This window comes from Okeania sp. SIO2F4, from assembly GCF_010672385.1.
Lineage (GTDB): Bacteria > Cyanobacteriota > Cyanobacteriia > Cyanobacteriales > Microcoleaceae > Trichodesmium.
This window is the reverse complement of record NZ_JAAHGT010000052.1, coordinates 1-22136: the sequence shown is the minus strand read 5'-3', so window position 1 is coordinate 22136 and position 22136 is coordinate 1. Positions and strand designations below refer to the sequence as shown.

Annotated in this window: 22 protein-coding genes and 1 tRNA gene; 11 read left to right on the top strand and 12 right to left on the bottom strand. The window is 37.1% G+C overall.

Going from position 1 to position 22136, the window contains the following annotated elements:
• Window positions 1-541: 541 nt before the first annotated feature.
• Both F6K22_RS05860 and F6K22_RS05855 read right to left on the bottom strand, forming a co-directional pair.
• Window positions 542-1504 (bottom strand): orange carotenoid-binding protein, encoded by a 963-nt coding sequence (locus F6K22_RS05860; protein WP_293094492.1) that lies wholly within the window; start codon window positions 1502-1504, stop codon window positions 542-544.
• Window positions 1505-1809: 305 nt separating this feature from the next.
• A complete protein-coding gene (locus F6K22_RS05855) occupies window positions 1810-2283 on the bottom strand; it encodes an SRPBCC family protein (RefSeq protein ID WP_293094489.1) in 474 nt (157 codons plus the stop codon).
• Between the two features lie 2237 nt (window positions 2284-4520).
• Here F6K22_RS05855 and F6K22_RS05850 point away from each other — a divergent pair.
• On the top strand, window positions 4521-5591 hold the full coding sequence (locus F6K22_RS05850; RefSeq protein ID WP_293094486.1) for a DUF3466 family protein: 1071 nt from the start codon (window positions 4521-4523) through the stop codon (window positions 5589-5591).
• Between the two features lie 719 nt (window positions 5592-6310).
• Here the strand turns inward: F6K22_RS05850 and F6K22_RS05845 are convergent.
• From F6K22_RS05845 to F6K22_RS05835, 3 genes are all read right to left on the bottom strand, one after another.
• Entirely contained in the window at window positions 6311-6523 is a 213-nt protein-coding gene (locus F6K22_RS05845) for a hypothetical protein (RefSeq protein ID WP_293094483.1), read from the bottom strand.
• A 618-nt stretch (window positions 6524-7141) separates the two neighbouring features.
• On the bottom strand, window positions 7142-8761 hold the full coding sequence (locus tag F6K22_RS05840; protein ID WP_293094480.1) for a B12-binding domain-containing radical SAM protein: 1620 nt from the start codon (window positions 8759-8761) through the stop codon (window positions 7142-7144).
• A 33-nt stretch (window positions 8762-8794) separates the two neighbouring features.
• Window positions 8795-9049: a SemiSWEET transporter gene (locus F6K22_RS05835; protein WP_293094477.1), complete on the bottom strand. Its 255-nt coding sequence runs from the start codon at window positions 9047-9049 to the stop codon at window positions 8795-8797.
• Window positions 9050-9233: 184 nt separating this feature from the next.
• Between F6K22_RS05835 and F6K22_RS05830 the strand changes: the two genes are divergently transcribed.
• Window positions 9234-9458: a hypothetical protein gene (locus F6K22_RS05830; protein ID WP_363272927.1), complete on the top strand. Its 225-nt coding sequence runs from the start codon at window positions 9234-9236 to the stop codon at window positions 9456-9458.
• Window positions 9459-9552: 94 nt separating this feature from the next.
• A complete protein-coding gene (locus F6K22_RS05825) occupies window positions 9553-9918 on the top strand; it encodes a calcium-binding protein (RefSeq protein WP_363272925.1) in 366 nt (121 codons plus the stop codon).
• A 193-nt stretch (window positions 9919-10111) separates the two neighbouring features.
• Here F6K22_RS05825 and F6K22_RS05820 read toward each other — a convergent pair whose 3' ends face one another.
• Window positions 10112-10720, bottom strand: a complete 609-nt coding sequence (locus F6K22_RS05820; protein WP_293094471.1) for a pyridoxamine 5'-phosphate oxidase family protein — start codon at window positions 10718-10720, stop codon at window positions 10112-10114.
• A 574-nt stretch (window positions 10721-11294) separates the two neighbouring features.
• Window positions 11295-11894 (bottom strand): glutathione S-transferase family protein, encoded by a 600-nt coding sequence (locus tag F6K22_RS05815; RefSeq protein ID WP_293094468.1) that lies wholly within the window; start codon window positions 11892-11894, stop codon window positions 11295-11297.
• A gap of 444 nt (window positions 11895-12338) precedes the next feature.
• On the opposite strand from F6K22_RS05815, the gene F6K22_RS05810 reads away from it, so the two are divergent.
• Complete coding sequence (locus F6K22_RS05810) at window positions 12339-12884, top strand: TetR/AcrR family transcriptional regulator (RefSeq protein WP_293094465.1); 546 nt, start codon at window positions 12339-12341, stop codon at window positions 12882-12884.
• A 714-nt stretch (window positions 12885-13598) separates the two neighbouring features.
• Window positions 13599-13832, top strand: a complete 234-nt coding sequence (locus tag F6K22_RS05805; RefSeq protein WP_293094463.1) for a hypothetical protein — start codon at window positions 13599-13601, stop codon at window positions 13830-13832.
• A gap of 469 nt (window positions 13833-14301) precedes the next feature.
• Here the strand turns inward: F6K22_RS05805 and F6K22_RS05800 are convergent, their stop codons facing one another.
• A complete protein-coding gene (locus tag F6K22_RS05800) occupies window positions 14302-14652 on the bottom strand; it encodes a hypothetical protein (RefSeq protein WP_293094460.1) in 351 nt (116 codons plus the stop codon).
• 146 nt (window positions 14653-14798) lie between these two features.
• On the opposite strand from F6K22_RS05800, the gene F6K22_RS05795 reads away from it, so the two are divergent.
• Both F6K22_RS05795 and F6K22_RS05790 read left to right on the top strand, forming a co-directional pair.
• A complete protein-coding gene (locus F6K22_RS05795; RefSeq protein WP_293094457.1) occupies window positions 14799-15758 on the top strand; it encodes a M48 family metallopeptidase in 960 nt (319 codons plus the stop codon).
• A gap of 455 nt (window positions 15759-16213) precedes the next feature.
• Entirely contained in the window at window positions 16214-16636 is a 423-nt protein-coding gene (locus tag F6K22_RS05790; protein WP_293094454.1) for a DUF4359 domain-containing protein, read from the top strand.
• Window positions 16637-16731: 95 nt separating this feature from the next.
• Here F6K22_RS05790 and F6K22_RS05785 read toward each other — a convergent pair whose 3' ends face one another.
• From F6K22_RS05785 to F6K22_RS05770, 4 genes are all read right to left on the bottom strand, one after another.
• A complete protein-coding gene (locus F6K22_RS05785; RefSeq protein ID WP_293094452.1) occupies window positions 16732-17334 on the bottom strand; it encodes a GNAT family N-acetyltransferase in 603 nt (200 codons plus the stop codon).
• Between the two features lie 120 nt (window positions 17335-17454).
• Window positions 17455-17736 carry an SET domain-containing protein-lysine N-methyltransferase gene (locus tag F6K22_RS05780; protein WP_293094449.1) on the bottom strand — a complete coding sequence of 94 codons (282 nt, stop codon included), beginning with the start codon at window positions 17734-17736 and terminating at the stop codon, window positions 17455-17457.
• Window positions 17737-17754: 18 nt separating this feature from the next.
• The gene (locus F6K22_RS05775) at window positions 17755-17952 is read right to left on the bottom strand and encodes a hypothetical protein (RefSeq protein WP_293094445.1); all 198 of its coding nucleotides are present in this window, start codon (window positions 17950-17952) and stop codon (window positions 17755-17757) included.
• Between the two features lie 609 nt (window positions 17953-18561).
• A tRNA-Ser gene (locus tag F6K22_RS05770) sits at window positions 18562-18648 on the bottom strand.
• 211 nt (window positions 18649-18859) lie between these two features.
• Here F6K22_RS05770 and F6K22_RS05765 point away from each other — a divergent pair.
• From F6K22_RS05765 to F6K22_RS05750, 4 genes are all read left to right on the top strand, one after another.
• Window positions 18860-19228 carry a 2Fe-2S iron-sulfur cluster-binding protein gene (locus F6K22_RS05765; protein ID WP_293094443.1) on the top strand — a complete coding sequence of 123 codons (369 nt, stop codon included), beginning with the start codon at window positions 18860-18862 and terminating at the stop codon, window positions 19226-19228.
• Window positions 19218-19739 (top strand): thermonuclease family protein, encoded by a 522-nt coding sequence (locus tag F6K22_RS05760; protein ID WP_293094439.1) that lies wholly within the window; start codon window positions 19218-19220, stop codon window positions 19737-19739. The genes F6K22_RS05765 and F6K22_RS05760 overlap by 11 nt, the downstream gene beginning before the upstream one ends.
• A 202-nt stretch (window positions 19740-19941) precedes the next feature.
• Window positions 19942-20787, top strand: coding sequence for an inositol monophosphatase family protein (locus F6K22_RS05755; RefSeq protein ID WP_293094437.1), 846 nt, complete (start codon window positions 19942-19944; stop codon window positions 20785-20787).
• Between the two features lie 132 nt (window positions 20788-20919).
• A complete protein-coding gene (locus F6K22_RS05750) occupies window positions 20920-21858 on the top strand; it encodes a J domain-containing protein (protein WP_293094434.1) in 939 nt (312 codons plus the stop codon).
• The last annotated feature ends 278 nt before the right edge of the window (window positions 21859-22136 follow it).

Genomic DNA, 22136 nt, shown 5'->3' with positions numbered 1-22136 from the left:
GAAACTGCGCAACCTAGCGGGAGGCAGCAAGGACGGACCAAGTCCACGGTCATGGAGGTTGTAGTGTGAGGGGATTGAGGAGAAAGTTAAATTGGTAACCCGGGGAGGGGGGGGATAGCATTGGTTCCACTTTTAGGTCCATTAATTTATTTGTCTGTACGTTCACCTCTATTAGCAGCAGATACCTCTACAACATCAAATCAACAAGAAGCGACAGCAAATTGATAAGCTGTTTTGCATTTAAATAAGCGATCTGGCGATCGGCAGTTAGCAGTAAATGTGCGCGTTTGCAAAGCATACCGGAACGGAAATGCTAAAAGCTAATCGCTAGTTATAGCGCTGTGCACAGGCGCGGTCGGAACCCGGCGTTTGCTATCGCAAAGCAGCGCTAACAGCGGAGCGGCTCTGATAAGAGCGCTCTCCTCGCCATGGGAACGCCGATCAAGAGAGCGGTGAGACCGTAGTTAGCCCTTGATAGAGTCGAGCGCATTATCTGAGAAATCACAGACAGAAGCTGCACCCGAACCGATGAGAGGTCAAGCTAAGATGCCAGGTTCCGCAACTCCTGAGCAGAAGCAAGTAAATCAATGGCCACAAAGAAAATCTTGTTCTCTGGATTAAGCAGGAATCGCCATGCTACATTCATGCCCACATCCTGGCCAAACCATGGGGTTTGTACTTGGCCTGTTACCTTAATTCGAGTGTAGCCTTCTTCGTCAGGCTCTGTTATACCCCGTTCAGGCAACAATCTTATGTTTTGGCAATCCTCCCGGAAAAAGCGCAATAGGGCATTATGTCCCACAACCGGGCGTTGGAACGGCGGTTGCAGGGCCCCATCTGGGGCAAAGAGTTGGATCAGCGCATCAAAGTCATTGGCATTCAGGTTATCCATGTACTGCAAAACGATCTGGCTCTCAACACCGGGAATGGCTGTAATTGGAGTGCGCTCGGCCATGGCTTTGGGAGCAACCAAGGGCTCCGCCACCGGGCTGTAGGCACCCAACTCTGATGGTTCAAAGCCCATATCCACCACTGCATTACGCAGAATTGTAATTTGTTGACCTGGATCGACAACTCGAATGGCTTGAAGGACTGCCGATGCGTTGGCTGAAAGCTTATATTCCCTAGGAATAGGGGTTACAAGACCCTCTTCCATCCATTTGCCCAATTGGAACCAGAAGCCGAGTTTGATGTTCACTGACCAGGTAGCGTAGAGACGGCAGATGGGTCGGTCTGTCCGGCTAGCTAGGTCAAACATTAATTGCGATTGCTCACTAAAACTCATCAGCCTGATCTGACTAAGGGTACTGCTGACAAATTGCATATTCACAGGCTCGGGGGTCGAGATTGACAATGTCTTCCCCATTTCCAGATAGGCAAACCAGATCAGTGCTAGTTTGTCTTCCACAATCAGCTGGTTGAAGCGGGCGAGCGTCGCAGGCACCACATCCGCAGCAAGTGTTTTGGGAAAAATATTGCGAGCAGACTCAATATCAAAGGACATCTTTGTTAGGCTCCAGGATCAGACAATTAATTTAAAGTTTACAATGCTTGGGGTTTGAGTAGTAATTGTGCAAGAAACCCCGTCTAGTCGATACTAAAAAGAGCTATTATACCTAGTAGTAGAGCTATTGTTCTTAACAACTCTCTTTCGGTTTGATTTTTTTATAAATAGTTTCTAAGAACAAATACAGGGAAATAAATTGCCGACAATATAAGAATTTTAGCTATTTGGCCTCTTCTGCAATTTGTAAATATACCAGCGCCCATTGCTATAATCATTCCGATCTTTACTTCTCCCCTACTCCCTCACTCTCCCACTCCCTCACTCCCTACTCCCCTCTCACATTCCCGCTTTGTCACATCATGCCTATACTTAAACATATCATTTAATCGAGAGTCTACCCACCAACCCAAAAAAGATTCCGCCAACTTATCTCCAGGCAAAGAAAATGCGATCGCATCAGTTAACCTAGTCTGACCATTTTCCTCGCTAAACTGATGACGATGAGTCCAGCTAGCCATTGGGCCTTCTTTCTGTTCATCAGTAAACAGACGATATTTTTCATACTCTGTATGTACGGCCACCCACTTTACAGGAATTGGACCTAGCCAGATGATAAATTCTGATATGGCCTCTATTTCCAGTCCACCTTGACGACGAATAATTTGGACTGGTTGCCAAGGTGGGGTAAGTATTTGCAAAATATCGGAACGTTCGTGGAATTTCCAAACCACCTCAACTGGAGCATCGATCAAGGTTGAATAGTGAAAGTGCAACATTTTTAAACCTTTTACTAAAATCACAATTCTGGAGTTTAGAGTAAAACTTGAACAATAATTCAATTCCTCAAAGTGATTGGAGTAGTTGAATTAAAAATTAATACATAGTCTAAACTTCAGTGATTGTAGACATTTTGACGAAATTCGTGTAATCGTTTCAGTTTCATCAGGATTTGAGGAAAGTTATAGAAACCTTTAATTCTCTCATCCTAATAAACTAGGGGACAAGTCTTAGAGGGAGGTTAGTCTAAACTCCAGTCCCTAACTACTTGGTGTTTTGACGACCTTATCCTAAACCCTATCTTGAGGTGAGTGACCACCTCAAGAAATATAACAGAAGTTAATGTTTCTAGATCACAGAGTTAGAAAGAGAAAGAAAAAAGTTTGCTGTCCGATTGTGAAAAAGGGTAAGGGAACTTTTGAAAGTCAAAATCAAGGGCGAAAATTGAGTAAATAACCCAGATTTTTCGGAAAATTTTCTCAGATTTCAGTTTCAATTCGAGTCGCAATTTGACTTCTTATTCAAGCTTTGGTCTAAACTCCAGCATTTACAAATTTACTAAATATTTAAAATTTTGATGTATTTTTCCGTTGAATTATGAAGATTCTGTAATCTCTACACTGAATATGTATAGTAATCTTTCTTAATTATGGCTGGCTGATTAATTTTCAAAGGATTTACAGATAAAGGCTTTAGCTTTTTTGGGTCGAAAAAAGTGCCAGCTTTTCAGTCAGTTTCTAAAACCTCTCTATTATCTAAGTGTTATTGATACAGCGCTTTTCCGTTGAGTAAACCACTAAACTCATTGCTAGGAGTTAGGAGTCAGGAGTTAGGAGTTAGGAGTTCAATGTGACATCCTCCCGACGTTGCGCTTATGCGAGAACGCGGGATTCCCAAACCTCACGTTAGCGTTTCGGCTGTCGCCGACATGAAAAGCGTTTCGCTGCGCGACATGAAAAGCGAGAGCTACCGTAGCAAGAGGCAGCTCCTCCGTAGGAGGCTTTGGGTTTCTGCTTCAATGCACCTACCTGCTGAGGAGGCTGAACCTCTTTCCGGTCTTGCAGTCGCTCCACAGACAAGACAGTGAGGTCTTGGGGGTCTCCCCCATGAGCGATTGGCGCTGAAACTGCTAGCCCAGCAGCCTTGTCTCTAAACTATAGCACACTACTGTAAATACCGCATGGGTTGATTGGTTTTCCCATCTCTGAGCTCCTCTAATAGCTGCCACTAGGCTCCGCCAACAGGAGAGCGCAGGTCTTCAACCAACGTTGAGATAAATTTCCTACTTGGGAAAGGTATGGATACAAGAAGGTATAGCAGAGCAGCATATGTAATTAATTTTGCCTAAGTAGTTATATATTTTATACATCTGAATTGTTTTCATCACCTAAACTCAGCTTTTTGCAGCTTTAATAAGCTATAAATCCTGATTCTAATTACTGATTTAGATACTGTTTGAAATTCTAACGTTACAAATATTGCACATTTACAATTGAGTTAGTGGCGTACAAGTAGTAATTTTCCCTCGAAAAAATCCGATAATTTGTAAATATTTTTCCTTTGATACTCATAAAATATAAAGGCTTTATTTTTCCTGTTTCCTGTTTATTGTTGGCTGCCTCCACAGTAAATCACGATTGTCAAAGGACTATCTTAAATCAAACTGGGCTATTTCCCAATAATATTATAAAGATTTGGTAAAGATTCTTCACGATCATTGCTAATTTGATGAAGATTCGGTAAAAATACTGAGGAAATGTCTCAGTAAAGCTTTTCTTAATTTATGATATTTATCAAGTTGAATCGTTTAACTTTTAACTAGAAAATCTTGATGGGTGCAAATAATATGTATCAACACATATTAATAGAAATGGCTGATTTCTGATGAAGTCAAACGTAATTACCCATTTTTTTCTTGTTAGATAAACAATGAGACGTAAATAGAAACAAACTCTAATAAATTGCAAATTACGATAGTGCATTAGTAAAGTCTGGGATAAGTAATCAAGTAGTTCCAGTTCCAAGGAGCGATGTAGCTATGCTAGGTTTCGATATGCATGAACATGGACATTATGAATCAAAATATGTATTTTTTTGCACGTCCATAACAGCAGCAGAATTTTTTGTGGCAATTCATGCACATTATCGCTATTCATCCAGAAATCCTCTGATAATAAGAATATGTTAAGAAGCCAAAAAACTCCCACACTTTACTTTATGCAAAACCCTAATTACTATGACTTCATCTAAATCCATGACTCAAAAAATGCAACTAACCCAAGTATCCTCAAAATTACAGAACTTAAGTATAACAAAATCGAATACTGCCACTGCTGCCTCTAGTTATGCTCTGACTGACTTAGGTACACTTGGCGGCAATCTGTGTGTGGCCAAAGATATCAACGACTCTGCTCAAATAGTTGGTTATTCAATTACCAGTAGCGGACAACGACGAGCTTTTGTCTGGACTCCCAACAAAGGCATGGAGTATATTGATACTCTTGGTGATACCTCTAACTGTGCCTATAGTATTAATGACTATGGTCAAATAGTTGGATATTTTGTATCCGATAGTGGTCAACGGAAAGCTTTTATTTGGGATAATACAAAAGGTTTTCAAAATATTAATACCGAAAGTGATGATTTTAGTGAGGCTTATGGTATTAATAATTTTGGTCAAGTGGTAGGTTCTGCTATCTCCGGTGATTGTCATAGAAAAGCTTTTGTTTGGGATAGCAAAAATGGTATGGAGTATATTAATAGTAGCAGTGAGATAGAAAGCATTGCATATAGTATTAACAATTGTGGTGAAGTAGCAGGCTATTCTCTTTCCTCAGATTTTATCCTCAAAGCTTTTGTCTGGAAAAGTAACAAAGGTATCCAAGAATTACCAGGTTTTTTAGGTTCAGATATTAATATATCTGGTCAAGTAGTTGGTTTTTATGCTGTACCTGAAGATAATAACCGAGCTTTTTTGTGGAATGGCAGTAACAAATTTCAAGACCTAAGTACCATTTCTGGTAATGTCAATTTACAATTTTTTGATAGTGAAGCTAATAGTATTAATAATTCTGGTCTAATAGTGGGACATTCTGACAGGATAATGGATGAAGAGCAAGAATTATGGGGAAAAAAAGCTTTTATTTGGGATAGTGTTAATAAAATGCAAGACCTAAATGATTTGATTTATCCTGCTAATAATTGGATTCTCAGAGAAGCACAAGCTATTAATAATCATGGGCAAATTGTCGGATGGGGAAACAAAGGTCAAAGTCGTCATGCTTTTTTGTTGACACCTATTTCTTGAGATAGCAAATGGTGATTGGAGAAGTTTTTTTATGTCTGGTTAAACGGTTTTGATATAAGCAGGCAAACAAAAATAATTACACCTTTTTTTTTCATTGAAACTATTTTACTAGAATAGTTACAGAGAATTAGAGTAGGTAATCAATTCTGTGTAGGTGCTTATTATGTTAGATATGTGTAATTAATTTTGTGTACCTGCTTAACAATTAAATGTTTGTAGTAGGAGCATAATATTTACTATGGGTGTATCTCACCAAGGTGTCATTTCAGTTAGCCTCCTCCGGAGGAACTGCGTTAACAGTTAGCCTCCTATCGGAGGAACTGCGTTAACAGTTAGCCTCCTATCGGAGGAACTGCGTTAACAGTTATCAGTACCTCTGCCATAAGGAGGCTTGACATAAGGAATATTCTCTTTTTTTATCCCCTATCCAAGGCGAGGCTTTAGACCACAATTTTTCGGTAATCTCCTGTAATGCCTGAAAAAATTTTGATAAATAAAATCAATCTGCCATTATCAACTTTTTCTACTTATAGAAAAAGCTCACAAGTTGCTGAGAATAGATTTAATTTTTTTCTTGTAAATCAGACAAATTTTTATAACGAAAATTACCATTGTGGGGTGCATAAACAAAGATTCAAGGGTAGGAGTGTTAAGTCATTTTTAGAAAAAGTAATAAGTGTTAGAAGATGCTGTCACTATAATTTACTTTAGGTAATATATTAGGCTTGTCGCTCCTTATTATAGATTTCAGAGTCTTGATTCATTATCTCTTCTACTAACTCAAAATCATTATTTTCAGAGTAAATAAAGTTAAGACTACAATAAATTTGTGGTTGATTAAATTCAATAACTTCCTCTTCAGTTAAATCAATTATTTTACCTTCTTTTATATTACTTTTTGGATACTCCTTTAAAGATAAAATTTTATTCATAAAAGGTATTTCAATAATTAACAATTAATAATTAATAATTACCTCTTCTTATAACGGATAGGATTGGCTAAAAGGAATTTTTTTTCTTTTCAAGGGGAGATTGGATATGGCGCACTTCGGAGTGGCTCTGCATTCAGAGGGAGACCTCGCCATCCCATCCTGACGGAATGCTCCGCTTTCCGACCGCTGTCTTGGTCGATTGGATATGGCGAGGAGACCTCGCCATCCCTCGACCGCTTTTTCTCTTGAAATAGAAGGCTTTATACCTTAAGAGTTCGGTAAGTATTTATACTATATAGCTCCGATTCATTGACCTTTCTGTGGAGCCAGATTCTCAGGAAAATATTAAGCATAAATACTCAATTAATTACTCAATTATGACCACTATGAATTGTCTCCTGTCTCCTGTCTCCTGTCTCCTGTCTCCTATCTCCTGTCTCCTATTTTTTATGCTACATTTTGTCGTGCGGAATGTAGATTATAGCAGTCGAAGCAAAGGGAGCGGACATTTCTAAATTCTCACGCCTTAGTCATAGACTATTTTTTACTTTTGCATTTTGCACTTTGGCCTTGCGCGTAGCACTATAATTTTCCTCAAACCATTGAAACAGAAATTATTTAATTTTTAAACAAAGCAGTAGCCTCAGCTAAATGCTTCTTCAAAGTTGCCCCAGGTAGAGGACCTTGAATATGATTCCAAGGCAAAACTTGTTCTAATTCCCAATCATTAAAAACATAAAAATCTAACTCTGGCAACTCCCCACGCAAGTCCTTAAAAGCCCTTTTATAACTACCCAAAGAATCCCCATAATTTCTCACCAATTCTAACAAACCAGACAACCTTCTATCCCCTCTAGAAATTAACCCTTGAATCACCGACCATTTATAACTTTCTGGGCGAAAATCTATCCCCTTTGAACGTAATTTTTTATCCAAAAACTTCAACCGTTTTTCTGACTGTGAATTTACTCCAAACCATTGAAAAGGCGTGTGAGACTTCGGCACAAAAGTGCTACAACCAAAACTTAACCTTAAACCAGGAACAGCTTTTTTCAAAGCCAACATCATCTCCACAGTCCCATCCAAATCTTCCATTTCTTCTCCAGGTAACCCCACCATTCCATAAAATTTTATAGCTTTTAAACCACCTATTTTAGCATTAACAGCAGCCTCAATAATTTCCTCATTTTCTAACTTTTTATTGATAATTCTTCGGAGGCGATCGCTCCCACTTTCCACAGCAATTGTAATTGACTTTGTATCACGATTAGCTAAAATTTTTGCCAGCTTTTCTGTCACTGTATTTGTTCTGACCGATGCAATACTCAATCGAATATCATCATATTTTGGCTGATGCAAATAATCTAATAAACTGTTAAATTCTGGATGTTGAGTTACCGAAGCGCCCAATAAACCCAAACGTTTTGTAACAGTTAATCCTCTTTCAATTGTCGGAATAAGAGACCCTTCTAAACTAGCAGTTCTAAAAGGTAAAGTCAGATAACTTGCCAAACAAAAACGACACATTTCCGGACAACTTCTCACCACTTCCACCATAAAAATATTTTCCCAAGCTGCCTTTTCAGTCACCACAGTAGAAGCAGACAAAGTATTACCTCGATAAGTTTGTTTTTGCACCACAGCAGGAACATCTTTATCTATAGGTTCAATAGACTTAATCCCACCATTACCACTTTCATAAATTACCTCATACAGACTAGGAACATAAACCCCAGGCACTTTAGCTAAATGTTTTAATTGTTCTGATTTTTCAGCACCCCTAACTTCTTTATAACCATCAATAAAATCTCCCAATAAATTTTCTCCATCTCCCAACAAAATTACATCAAAAAAATCAGCAAAAGGTTCTGGGTTTGCCGTTAAAACAGGTCCGCCACCAAATATTATCGGATAATTTTTGGCTGAACGATTTTTAGCTCTAATAGGAATTTCCAGAGACTCTAGAATACTTAAAATATTGACATAATCAAGTTCCCAGGAAAGAGAAAAACCGAATAATTCTGGTTGTTGTGGAAGGGGTTCATTAATATCAGTAAATAAGCGACTAACTTGTAGATCGGAACGCATAGCTAAAGTTGCCCAAACAATCTGATAACCAAGGCTAGTTATCCCCACACTATATTCATTAGGAAAAGCAAAAATAATTGGAATAGCATTAGATTCAGGTATGGCTGGAGTGAAGAGTAAACTTTCAGTATTAAATGGATTAACAGACATATTTAGATTCTACTTAATAGGACGTTTATAGACTTATTTATACTTTAGTTTAAACCATAAAATCGGAGAGGCTAAACTCAGTGTAGCAACATTAGTAAAAATTACTGGTATATCTTTAACAAGGCTGCCATAAATTATCCAGAGCAAAACACCAGAGCAGAAAATAGCAAACATTTCTAGGGAAATATCTTTTGTGGAGCGAGTTCGCCAAGTTTTGATAACTTGAGGTAAAAATGCAATAGTTGTTAAGCTGCCTGCGAATAGTCCTAAAATTGTGACTAAGTTCATGGTAAATAGCTATAAGTAGGTAGGTCAAATTAATTATATAGCGTTTCTCAGCCTAATGAGGTATACCTATCTTTATTTGTATTCTATTCTCTTGTCTAATGAAATTAAGGCGTGACTAACAGCAGCTTACATTCTTGATTTCAACTTGTCAACTTTAGGGTGGATAAATTTCGTTTAAAGATTAATCCACTTTTTTTGCTTACAGCAGTTTTCATTTCCTACAGTAGGAAACTTCTATAGAACTTCCTTACTGATTTTTAATGGTAGTGATTATTTAAGTGGTCACGCTGGAAATGATTATCTTGTGGCTGGAATCAACTGGAATCCTGTCGATAAACACGATACTCTTGATGGTGGTACAAGTAACAACACTCTCAAAGGTGGGGATCTTAACAATTCTCTTATATAGAATCCGGTTATACAGTATATGTTGATAATTCTATCCAGACTTTCTCACCTTCAATCTCTCAACCTCCTCTTCTCCCCACCCTCCCCACCCCCAAATATATGATAAGTATTCAACCGGATTTGATATTATTGGTGGTGATGGCAATGATTATCTCTATGGTGAATCAGATCTCGACACTCTCAAAGGTGGTAATGGCAACGATTATCTTGATGGTAGCTATGGTCGCGATCGACTCTTTAGTGGCAACGATAACGATATTCTGGTCATACGCACCAGGATATTCTCAGTGGTGGTTATGGTATCGACACTCTTATTTGATTACGATTCTAGTTTCCAATCAGGAGTTTTGTCGGTTGTGTATTTAGATGGCAATGCTGCTCTCAGGTCAAATCTAGCTACTATTCAGAATCTAGCAAGTGCATCTGCATTTAATATTAATAATGATGTTCAGCTTGTTTAGGTAATTGTCTAAACTATCAAATAAATTCAGTTAATTAGCCAAAATAGGTGATTCTTGCTTAAATCATCTGTTTTCTTGAGTTATATTAAATTCGGTAATATTTGTATAAATAAAGTAGAGAAACCGGGTTTATATGAAATCCCCATATATTGACATCTATCTCCCATAAACCTGGTTTCTTATAACACTCAACCTACTCAACAGATTTACCTAAATTCAACTGTGCCTCCAATTCCTTAATGCGTGCTTGCAATGGTGCCATCATTTCCGCCACTTCACTTTCAGAATAACGGATCGGAATATGCTGCGGACAATTTCTATCCCAAGCTTCCACAGTAATGATAAATGCACGCTCAACCTTAGCATTATATCCAGGTTCGCTCAACTTCTCCATTAACTCCTGGTCATCATAAACAACCTTTGCACGACCCCAAATTTTCAAACGACGACGGTTAGCATAATCCATCAAAAACAAGAATACCCGGTCATTCTCAGATAAATTTCCAATACTGATGTATTGACAATTACCCGCAAAATCAGCAAAACCTAGAGTCTTCTCATCCAATACTTTCAGGAAACCACGAGACCCTCCCCGAAACTGAATATACGGCCAATTATTAGAATTTACTGTTCCCAGATAAAAACTATCGCGCTGTTGTATAAACTCAGCTATTTCCGGTGAAATAGTGTCGTTAGTTGCTCCAGTCTCAGCAAACCGTTCGTACATTTGGCGCGAACCGTAACGTTCCTGCAGTTCTTTGACAGCAGGTGTAAATGCGATTTCAGCAAATTTGCGAGCCATAATTTTTTTCCTACTTATAAACTGTTTGTCAACTCATAAAAACCTCTCTCCTGGTAGGAGAGAGGCTCCAGCAACCCCCCTTCCCTAGAAGGGAAGGGGGGCAGGGGGGTTAGGTTGGGGGCGGATTCATCGGTTCCATGCAGCACTTCTCAAAAAGCTTATTGAAATATGTCAGGACTTACGCAAAATATTAAATTATAGGCTATCTGTAGGGGCGATTCGCGTTTGCGCAGCATTCTGTAGGAAATCGCCCCTACTAAATATGGTGGTTATGCTTCAACAATTAATAATTAATAATTAATAATTAACAATTACCTCTTCTTGAAAACGGATAGGATTGACTAATCATGAAAATTTTTTCTTGTTTCTCCACGGCGAGTGAGAGGCTTTAAACCTTAATTTTTCGTCCTGTATGTAACAAATTCTGAGATTGCTTTCCTAAGCGAATACTCCGCAAACCTTTCAATCAGTTTCAGTCGTAACGATAATTTCTATAAGGCAAAACAAAACACTCCTTTTAATAGATTGCTTCCTTTCACTCTGTTTTAGTCACAATGACAAAATAATAGGCTCGCTAAATACCAGTCATACCAACAAAACCAGGCAACTGCTTAATTCTTTCAATCCAAGTCCTAACATTAGGGTAAGCCTCTATAGAAATTTTACCATCCGATGCCAACGCTACATAGGGAAAACAAGCAACATCAGCAATAGTCGGGCGACCCAAGGCTAGCCAATTATTTTCTGACAAGTGTTGGTCAAGAATTTTCAGAATATCCTCTGATTTCTGAGTAGCGGTTTCAATATCAATATTTGGCATATTAAACAGATGATACCGTCTAGCGTACTCAACTCCCTGACGAATTTCACTTGTTGCTGTTGATAACCACCGCATAACTCTACTCATGGGTTCTGCATCCAATGGCAACCACTCTTCATTACCATAGCGTCGTGCTAAGTAAACTAAAATTGCTTGAGCATCCTGTAGTACAATATCTCCGTCTGTTAGCACTGGTATTTGTCCGAAGGAGTTAAGTTCCAAAAATTCGGGAGTTTTGTGTTCGCCTTTAAAAATATCGACGCGGACAAGTTCATATTCTAATCCTAAAAGGGATAGCATTAGTTGTACTTTATAAGCATTGCCAGATAGTTCGTAGTTGTATAGTTTAATCATTAGATTCTCCTGATATTTTGGATTCTGTTTTTTTGACTGATTTTGAGTTAATTTGATTGTTGATTTTTTTCAGAACAATACGATGGGAAAAATACTGCAAAATTTGACTTCAACCCCATTTTTAGACTGCTCTGTCAAGATTAAATTGAGGTATAAGTAGTCGGAAAGAATTAAAGTTAACTGTGAGGGAACAGGGAAAATTGAATCTATCAACAGGAAAGGGTTTCAGCATTCGTAATAGTTCTTAAGACATAGCTATTTATTTATGTCCGACTTCCCAAAGCATTAAATTTTCTCCCTTGTCTTCCTAATCTTCCTAGTCTTGTCTAAACCAATCAATTTATATCTGGCAAGTTTTGGCAATTTTGCACCGAACATTCGGTACAAAATAAATATACTGAACGTTCGGTAGAATGTCAAGAGAAAATCAGCAAAATTTTTTCTATGTCCAAAGAAGAAGCGATCGCCAAATTAATCCAAGTATTTCGGCAATATGGCTATGAAGGGACCACATTAACCAAGCTATCAGAAGCCACAGGATTAGGAAAAGCCAGCCTTTACCACTACTTCCCTGGTGGAAAAGCAGAAATGGCAGCAACCGTTTTAGAATATGCCAATAGCTGGTTTGAAACTACCGTCTTGAAGCCATTAAAAGCCGACACTCAACCAGAAGAACGAATTAAGGCCATGAGCCAAAAAATCAACGAATTTTACAATCAAGGCCAAGAAACCTGCCTTTGGGCTGTACTATCAGTAGGGGAAGCCCACGACTTATTCAACAATCAAATTCAGAATATTTTAATAATTTGGATAGATACTCTGACCCAGGTATTAATAGAAGCGGGAATTGAGGCACAACAAGCTCGTCAGAGGTCAGAAGATGCAATTATTCAAGTCCAGGGAGCATTAATATTAGCTAGAGTTCTAAATAATAATGCTTCATTCCAGCGAACTTTAGCACGATTACCAAAAATTTTGTTAGGCAATTAAAGCCTCGATCGACTGCCATCAAATATGTAGTAATTAGCACTTAGCTATTACCTTTCTTTTTTAATTTTACCTTACTTTCAAGGGAAGTTATATCCTAAATTCCGGACGACAAAATGTAGCATGAAAAATAGGAGACAGGAGACAGGAGACAATTATAGTGGTCAATAGGAGTAAGTAATTGAGTATTTATACTTAATATTTTCTGATATCTGACTGCTGAGAAAGGCCAATGATATCATGTCCGCTTAAATAGTTATATTTTGGTGAAAGGAAGGCAGAAGGTTTTTTGCCCATTTTGACCTTAATTTTATACACGCTCCGATGCTACCGGACATGATATGAATAGGAGCCATATAATATAAATACCTACCAAGTTACCGATTTTTATACTACTTTTAATGTTATAAATTCTTACTGACTGACTCAGTTCGACTGAGTTCCCCTCCAGGGAGGGGTTAGGGGTGGCTTAACTCCTAAAAACAGAGCCACCGTCGCAATATTTTATGAAATTGGTATAATATAATGTCAGTTTAATTAGTTATAAAAAACTTTCTTCTCTTCTTCCTTCTTCTTCCCTCCTGACTCCTTCATCCTTATTCATAAGTATTCAACCGGACATCATATAAGTTCAAAGCATCTTCCCATTTCCTATTCCCTTTCCCCTCCCCCAGAATAATTTTGTAGTCTAGTTATACCATTTCACAGAATTCAGAATTGAGAATTCAGAAGTTAGAAGTTAGATTGGATAGGCTAAAAACTTTGACAAGAGAAAGGTTTGAGGCAATGGTAGTCCTGCATGGTAATGGTGAGGATATATATTTTTTAATTTCTCCGAGACTCCCCATCTCCCCATCCCCCCATCTCCGAGACTCCCCATCTCCCTACACTCCCGGTGCTTCCTTTACCATTACGCGAGCACCACCACCGAGGCAATTATTTGACATTTAAAGTTTGAAACTATTTGTGAAATTTTTAAAGTGAATTGGTATTAAATGAAAACTACTGTATCCCTCTTTTGTCACTTTCGGGTAATAAAAGTAAAATCTGAATTCCCGAATAGTTAATTCATAAGAGATAGAGCTATTTTTTTCTCACAATAAATACAACAACTTGATTTTTGTACTACGCTCACTTATATCCCTTAACTGATAAACCTTCTAGAGAAAGGCATTTCGGAGAATGAGATAAGAGGGGTATGCGACAGATCCACCAACTGTAAACAAATTTCCATCTAACAAGTGATATAGACAAACTTTCATTTGTTTGACCAAAAAAATAAGGTCAATCGCCTCCCCTTTTAAAGGGATGAAAAAAATATTCAATTCAGTATTTCCAGCCTCTTTTAAAGATCCAGAGGTACTGATAACTGAAATAACCTAATTATCTACACCCAGATAAAATTTCTCAGCTTTCTAAATTAACTATCAGTTTGAGCAAAAGAAGAAACAAAATTAGGCAACGACATCCACAACCTTTGACTAGAATCATAACACTGCCAATTCTCGTCTCGATCCAAATAACATACTAAAACCCTGTCACTATTAGAGTGAGAAAAATGATCCGCAAAACATAAAAAAGGATAAGTCTTACGACTTAATCGTTTAGCAACAGCCAGATTTGGACATTCAATCACAAAAACAGTTTCTCCATCTAAATAAGTAAGAGAAAAAAGGCACTTGCGTAGAATAGCCCTCAGCCAACTTTCTGTATGGTCAAAATATCTATCTATAAGTTGATTTGTCAAAGCTTTTTCTAAAGAACGATCCAAAGAATCATGATTTTTTAGGTAATCCATATTCAAGTCTGACCCTCAAATTGTAATTGCTTTGTTTTATCTGTCAACATAATAAATATAAACCTTTAAATGCCAGAATCCAAACTGGCTTATTCTTACTCAATTATCACATTTTAATCATGCCTACCTATACCGGAATTTCTAGTGAAGCTTTTCGTCATCCCCTAGATCGTCAAGCTGAAGATACTTTACGCAGTGTGCCTGGATTTGACTTGGTTGCCAGTAAATTCGTAGAATTTGTTTACGAACGCCCACAATATGTTTATTTAATGGGCAATGGAATTCAAGTTGGACCTCGTCAATATGCCAGCATCTATCAGATATTTCGAGGATGTGTCAGAGACTTAGATATAGTGCCTGAACCTACCTTATTCGTTTCTCAAAATCCCCAAGTAAATAGCTATTCTCTGGGTAAAGATCAACCTTTGATTGTTTTAAATACTGGTCTTTTAGACTTATTAAATGAGGCAGAATTAAAAACTGTACTAGCTCACGAATTAGGACATATTAAGTGTGGCCATCCAATCTTAAATCAGATGGCAATTTGGGCAATGGGTGTTGCTTCAGCGATTGGAGAAGTAACTTTTGGTTTAGGTAATTTAGTCAGCAGTGGATTAATTTTTGCTTTTTACGAGTGGCGACGCAAAGCTGAATTATCTGCAGATCGGGCAGCTCTTTTAGTCATGGATGACCTAAATTTAGTCATGCAAACTATGATGAAGTTGGCTGGAGTGAGTAGTAAATATCTCAACGAATGTAGTTTACAAGAGTTTATTCGTCAGTCCGATAATTATCAAGACCTAGACCAAGATGGCCTGAATCAAGTTTATAAGTTTTTGCTTTACAATGGTGGTCAGGGTGTAATGTTAAGTCATCCTTTTCCAGTAGAACGACTGCGCTATTTGCAAAATTGGGCAAACTCTGCGGAATATCGTCAAATTTATGCTGGTAACTATAAACGTGCTACTGCGGAGGGTGCTGTTGAGGTGGAAGTAGAGTCTCCAGAGAATGAAGCAGAAGTTTTGCGCCGTGAAATTCAGGAGCTAAAACAGGAAATTAATCGGATCAAATCAAAATAAGCTCTTCTGGACTTAGTTTTTTTGTGCAGCAATTCCTATACGGATAAGGTACACACATTCATAATTTTTAGGAAACAGGCAACAGGAAACAGGGAATAGAATAGAAATTAAAGATAGGTGTACCTCATTAGTCTGAGAAATACTATATAGATCTAGGAAAATCAGGAAAAGTACCTCAGCTTATGCACCAGTTGAAGCAAAGGTTGGTACATTTATAAACTAAACGCTCAAATTCACTCAGAGATTACTTCTGACTTCTGACTTCTGACTTCTAACTTGCGGGTAGCGCTATATTACCCGACTCCTAGATTTTTTCCGGAAAGTAGCTTGGACTCAGATGTAGTTAAAAATATAACGACTGTAGAAATGTATTAATATTTTCTTTCGTAAGTAAAGATCGCTAACCTATCATTTTCTTTATTCAAACTATACAAAATAATCAGGAATTTATAACTATGTTACAAGATAAAAAAACCAATGGCTATAATAAACCACCTCTATTTTGGGGTCTCAGCAAAGCAGGAGCGATTGCTCTGACAGTAGGAGCTACAATAATGGGATTTACTAATCCTCCTAGAGATGAATATGTTAATTATGCTTCTAATAAACTGGCAATTGAGATTAGGGAATCTATTTGTAAAGAATCTAAAGTACCAGATTTCTTGAATGATTTTACAGGTGATTTAGTTAAAAGTTGTGAAAAGTTAATTAAGAGCCAAAGAACTACTATTAAAGAATTAATGGATAATGCCACCAGACGTCAGAATTTAATATTATTTAGTGTTTATACTACTGAATTTCGTGGTAATAGATATCAGACTATTGGTGCAGTAGGAAATTTTCTGACATTTCCACCACAGAAAATCGAGCAAAATTAATTACAATTTATGCTCATCCAGTAATCTTTGTAGAGGCGTTCTATTTAACGTCTCTATATTCTTTTATTCTTTTTGCAAAATATCTAGAATAGATATTATTTCTTAGATTCTAACAAGTTTCTATACAAACCTCGAAAAGGCAATTTAACTTTCTCTAAATGTTCAATATTCACTGTGTCTAATACCATCACCACGCTACTTTCATAAATTGAATAATCAATTTTACTAATAGTTTTGTAGCCTAGTTTTTCAAAAAAAGGAACTAAGTATGCTTCGGCATCTATAAAATCAAATTTGATTCCATCTAACAATAATTGTTTATAGTATGCTTGCATTATTCTCAATCCTATTAGGGTTCCTCTCAGATAACTTTTCAGCATAAATCTCCCACCAATTGATGTAGATAAGGGATGTGCATCTCCTACTGTTTCACTCATTTTATAAAGCTTTGAATAATAGTCTGAATCTAAATTTTTAGCATAATTGCATCGAGCAGTACCAACAAATTCATGATTATTAAAAGCTACAAATAAATTAGCAGATAAGTCTAATGGATCTTCTAGCTTCTTTTGTTTGTGGTTTGGTTCATAGTTTGCACAATTTTCCAACCATCCTAATTCTTCTACATAGATTTGATAGCGCAATTTGAAAATTTCTTCTCTTTCTTCAGGGGTCTGAGCTAGTCTAATTTCTAACATAGTATTTTCATGTCAGCCTAACAAAATTGAAACAATAATATGAATAGGTATTTTTTTTAATGTATAGTAAATCGTCGAAAAAACAATTCTATAAAGGATTTATAGATTATTAATTTCTCACTAAATTCCTAGCTTTTGTTGTATATAGACTGACAATTTATATTTTGTCAAAACATCCAGAGGTAAGTGAGCAGCACCTTGAATGTATCCTAGACAATTTTCAGTTTGACAAATACAACTAAATCCTTTATCCATAGACCATTCTGTTGATGGATAAAAGAATGTAAACTCCTCTCCTATTTCTATATTTCGTAAGGCTATCAACACCATATTTTCAGTATCAAAGAAAACATTAGGATTGCAACTATGATTAATATATTGCAAGCATTCTGGGTCGAGCATAATATGTTGGCGATACTGCTAACGCAACGCGGAGCGAACGCCTATTTGAACTGTTAAATAATTGGGTCGATCTAGAATTTCTTGATAACCAAAACTACTGATAACTTCTCCAGACTTAAACTCAATAGTGGTATGTAGAGATTTATTGCCAGTAGTCTGACACTCCCGAATTTCGGCAATGGAGCTAATTTTTGTTATTTTTTCACTGACCTGCATAAATTTTTATTGAGATATAAACTTCCTAAGATTATAGACGAAATCATACTATTTTTTTGTACAGAGATAAAAATACTTTATAGTCTGAGTAAAAAATTGATTCATAAATAAATTTTTCAGCTTCTTCTTTTCAAGAAGAATGAAGAAAATCTTTTCCTTTTACTCAACCCTCTTATTTTCAATAAGAGGTAATTATTAATTGTTACTCTAGAATACTACTCAATCTTTGTTCTAATATACTAACCAAACCTACTATTGACAACTTCATTTGCTTATCAGTTTGTCAATCTTTTAAAGTACAAATATTAGCTGCTGCTTTCTCGGAACCGATAATGTGGATTGGTGGCAAAATATTCAGTAGTCTTTGGCAAATATTTTATTAAATCATTAAACTAGGGTTTTTGTTGAGGAGAAGTAGCTGAAGATAACAAGAGAGATTTTCACTATATTAAACAATAACAACAGAAAATTCTCAGGGATAAATGCCTGGAAGCTGGTTATCAAAATAATTAGGTCTGAAACTCCAGCTTTTCAGGATAAATGTTTTTCGAGGGTTGCTCAAAATCCTCGTTACAAAAACAACTTCTGACTTCTAAATTCGTTACAAAACGGAGAGGGGGGGATTCGAACCCCCGTATGAGTTACCCCATAACAGCATTTCCAGTGCTGCGCCTTAAACCACTCGGCCACCTCTCCAGGAAGCAAAATTATTTAATTTTAAATTTGCTCACAATTAAAATATGTTAGCAGAACTAATCTAAATTTAGCAACCCCCTCAGACAAAAAAATTCGATCTTGGATTTTGGGCCTATATCACATAAGATTTTAAGTATAAGTCACGTTTTGGTCTAGTCATCAAAAACTAATATCTAAATCGTGAGAAATAAGCATAAAATCTAAAAATGTTATGGCCTCTTATCACCAGATTCATATACACGATCGCCAAAATAACACCAATTATACAGTCCAAGTTCCTGAAGACCGCTACATTCTCCACAGCGCTGAGAACCAAGGAGTCGAATTACCATTTTCCTGCCGTAATGGTGCTTGTACTACTTGTGCAGTTAGAGTTATATCTGGCGAAATCTATCAACCTGAAGCAATGGGGCTGTCCCTAGAATTGCAAAAACAGGGTTATGCTCTTCTGTGTGTCAGTTATGCACGTTCTGACCTATTCGTAGAAACACAGGATGAAGATGAAGTGTATGAACTCCAATTTGGCCGCTACTTTGGGAAAGGAAAGGTGCAAGTTGGACTGCCATTGGATGAAGACTAAAATAATTTATCTACTTATGGCCTGTATATTGTTGGCTAGTTGTCAAAACCTAAACCGACCCTCAGGCCAAATTACTAGGGTAGAAAGGGTGGTTAGTGGACAAACTATAGAAATAGCTGACCGTTCTGCTGCTGTACCTTTATTGAAACCCATTCGCTTGATTGGGATTCAGGCACCGGATATTAGACAAAAACCTTGGGGACAAGAAGCAAGAATTCAACTAGAAAAATTAACTTTGGGGCAAGAAGCATTATTGGAGTTTGATATCCAGGAGAAAGATAAATTCGATCGCCTACTGGCTTATGTTTGGCTCGGAGGGAAACTAATCAATGAATATATGGTAAAAGAAGGTTTTGCTCTAGCAGAGCCAGATTTTCCTAATACTAAATATATGGAACGTCTGACTAATGCTCAAGAAAGAGCTAGACTTATGGGGCTGGGTATTTGGAATCCAGATCGACCAATGCGTCAAACTCCTGCACAATTTCGTAGTCAAAATCTTAAACAATGAAAATCTTAGTCCCTTCCCTGGGATGGAAGGGTAAGGAGAATTTTTCTATCTCAGACCAGGATAGGGGTTAGGGGAGAGTCTATATTTGCTGCAACTTTTCCGCACTGAGGAAGTAGAGGCGCTACTAGAACCTATTCCGACAATAATTTTGTGGGTTGATTATTCGTTTTAAGTTTTCTATTTATCAAGTTAATTATTTTTTATGAGTATAGAGGAATTAGAACTTTTATTGGATATTGCGACTGAAGCTGCTCTTGCTGGTGGTGCTGAGTTGATGTCTTATTGGGGTAATCTCCAAGATATTCAAGAAAAAGGTAGTCCAGGAAATTTGGTAACTGAGGCTGACAAAGCAGCAGAAGAGGCGATCGTTAAAGTTTTACAGCGACATCTGCCAGACCACGGTATTCTTGCTGAGGAGTCGGGAGAGTTGGGAGATACAACAAGTAGATATTTGTGGGCAATAGACCCTTTGGATGGTACTACTAATTTTGCTCACCAATATCCTTTTTCAGCTATTTCAGTGGGATTACTAATTGATGGACTGCCACAGGTGGGAGTAGTATTTAATCCAATTTTGGATGAATTGTTTCGTGCTGCTAAAGGGTTGGGGGCAACTCGAAACCGAAAGCCAATTTCTGTTTCTCTAACTACTACGTTAGAAAAAAGTTTAGTTATTACGGGTTTTGCTTATGATCGACGGGAAACAACGGATAATAACTATAAGGAATTTTGCCAAATGTGTCATTTAAGTCAAGGAGTAAGACGTTCTGGATCTGCTGCTCTGGATTTATCTTCTATTGCCTGTGGTCGTGCAGATGGTTATTGGGAAAGGGGTTTGTCTCCTTGGGATGTGGCTGCTGGTATAGTCGTACTGGAGGAAGCAGGAGGAAAAGTTACGGCTTACAATAATGGTCCTCTCGATCTAAAGTCGGGCAGAATTTTGGCTACTAATGGCAAAATTCACGATTTGATGAGTCAAGCTTTGGTTGAAACTCCACCTCTAGCTTATTGGGATAGCACTGATAGATTAAATGGTGGTGGTGCATAGTAATTGTAGGAAGAGTGTGGTCCGTGTGGTCCTTGTGGGAAGAAATTAAAAAATATATATCTTTACCATTACTATCCAGGAGAACTGATTAAATTAGATTTTCTGAAATTTCGGTAAGTAGGAGTCTTTATTATGTTTGGATTTACAGAAGGATTGTTCAAATTTGATTTTACAGACCATCATGCAATTTTAGGGGTTTCTCTGGATGCAAAGTTTCCTGAGATTAGGAAACGGTATATGCGGGTGGCGCGTCGTTTACATCCTGATACCTGTCCTTTTGAAAATGAGACGGATAAAGAATTTGCTAATCAGTTGTTATCTAAACTGGTAAGTCCAGCTTATAATAAATTTTCTAAGGAAGGCGATCGCGCTGAACTTTTTGTTATTCTCAATAAACTAGGTAATACTGTTACTCAACAACGTAGTCAGATTGAGTTTACTACTGATACTGCTAAACAAATTGCTAAAGGGGGAGATTACCTAGAAATATATAAGGTTGCTCTACAGGAGTTGAGCGATCGCCAGTATGAATCTTTAGATAAGACTTTAGAAATTATTGGAGAAATTAGTGAGCTAAATTTAGCTTATTTACTGCGGAAAGAATCTGGAAGTGGAGTTGCTACACCGCCACTTCCACCACCAGTTAAATCTTCTGTTAATCAAGAAAAATCTACAACGGTAAAATCTAAATCTCAAAATCTTCTGGTGGAGCAAGCTTGTAGTCGGGCAGAAAGTTTGATATCTACTAAAAATTATGCTAAGGCAATTTTGGAGTTAAAAGGTGCTTTAAAAATAGAACAAAATGATAGTCGTTGTCATGCTTTATTGGGATTGTGTTACTTACAGCAAAATCAAGGCACAATGGCAAAAATTCAAGTAAAAAAAGCTTTATCTTTAAATCCTAAAGAACCGAAAGCATTAGAAGTTAAAAAGTTATTAGAACAAGCTGTAACTGGTAAGACTACTAATAAAAAGCCAGGGAAAGTTACTCCTAAAACTCAAAAGAAAGAAAATAAAACGGATAAAGGCGGTGGTTTATTCGGAGGTTTGTTTGGCGGGAATAAGAAGTAAAAAATCAGAAAGAAAGAAGGAAGAAGGAAGAAGGAAGAAGGAAGAAGGAAGAAGGAAGAAGGAAAAAATCAGAAGTAGCGAGGAAAAATAAATCCTAAAATTAGGTAAGATTAAATATTGATTTTTCATTCTAAATTTCTGTGTTAAAAAATATTTATCCTTCCATATTTTTGTTTTTTTGGTAATCAAACTGTTAAGAGCTAAATATAGCAATCCTATTTTATTCCTGTCAAAAATATTACTGCTTTTTAGGAACACTTAACTGGGAACAGGAAAAA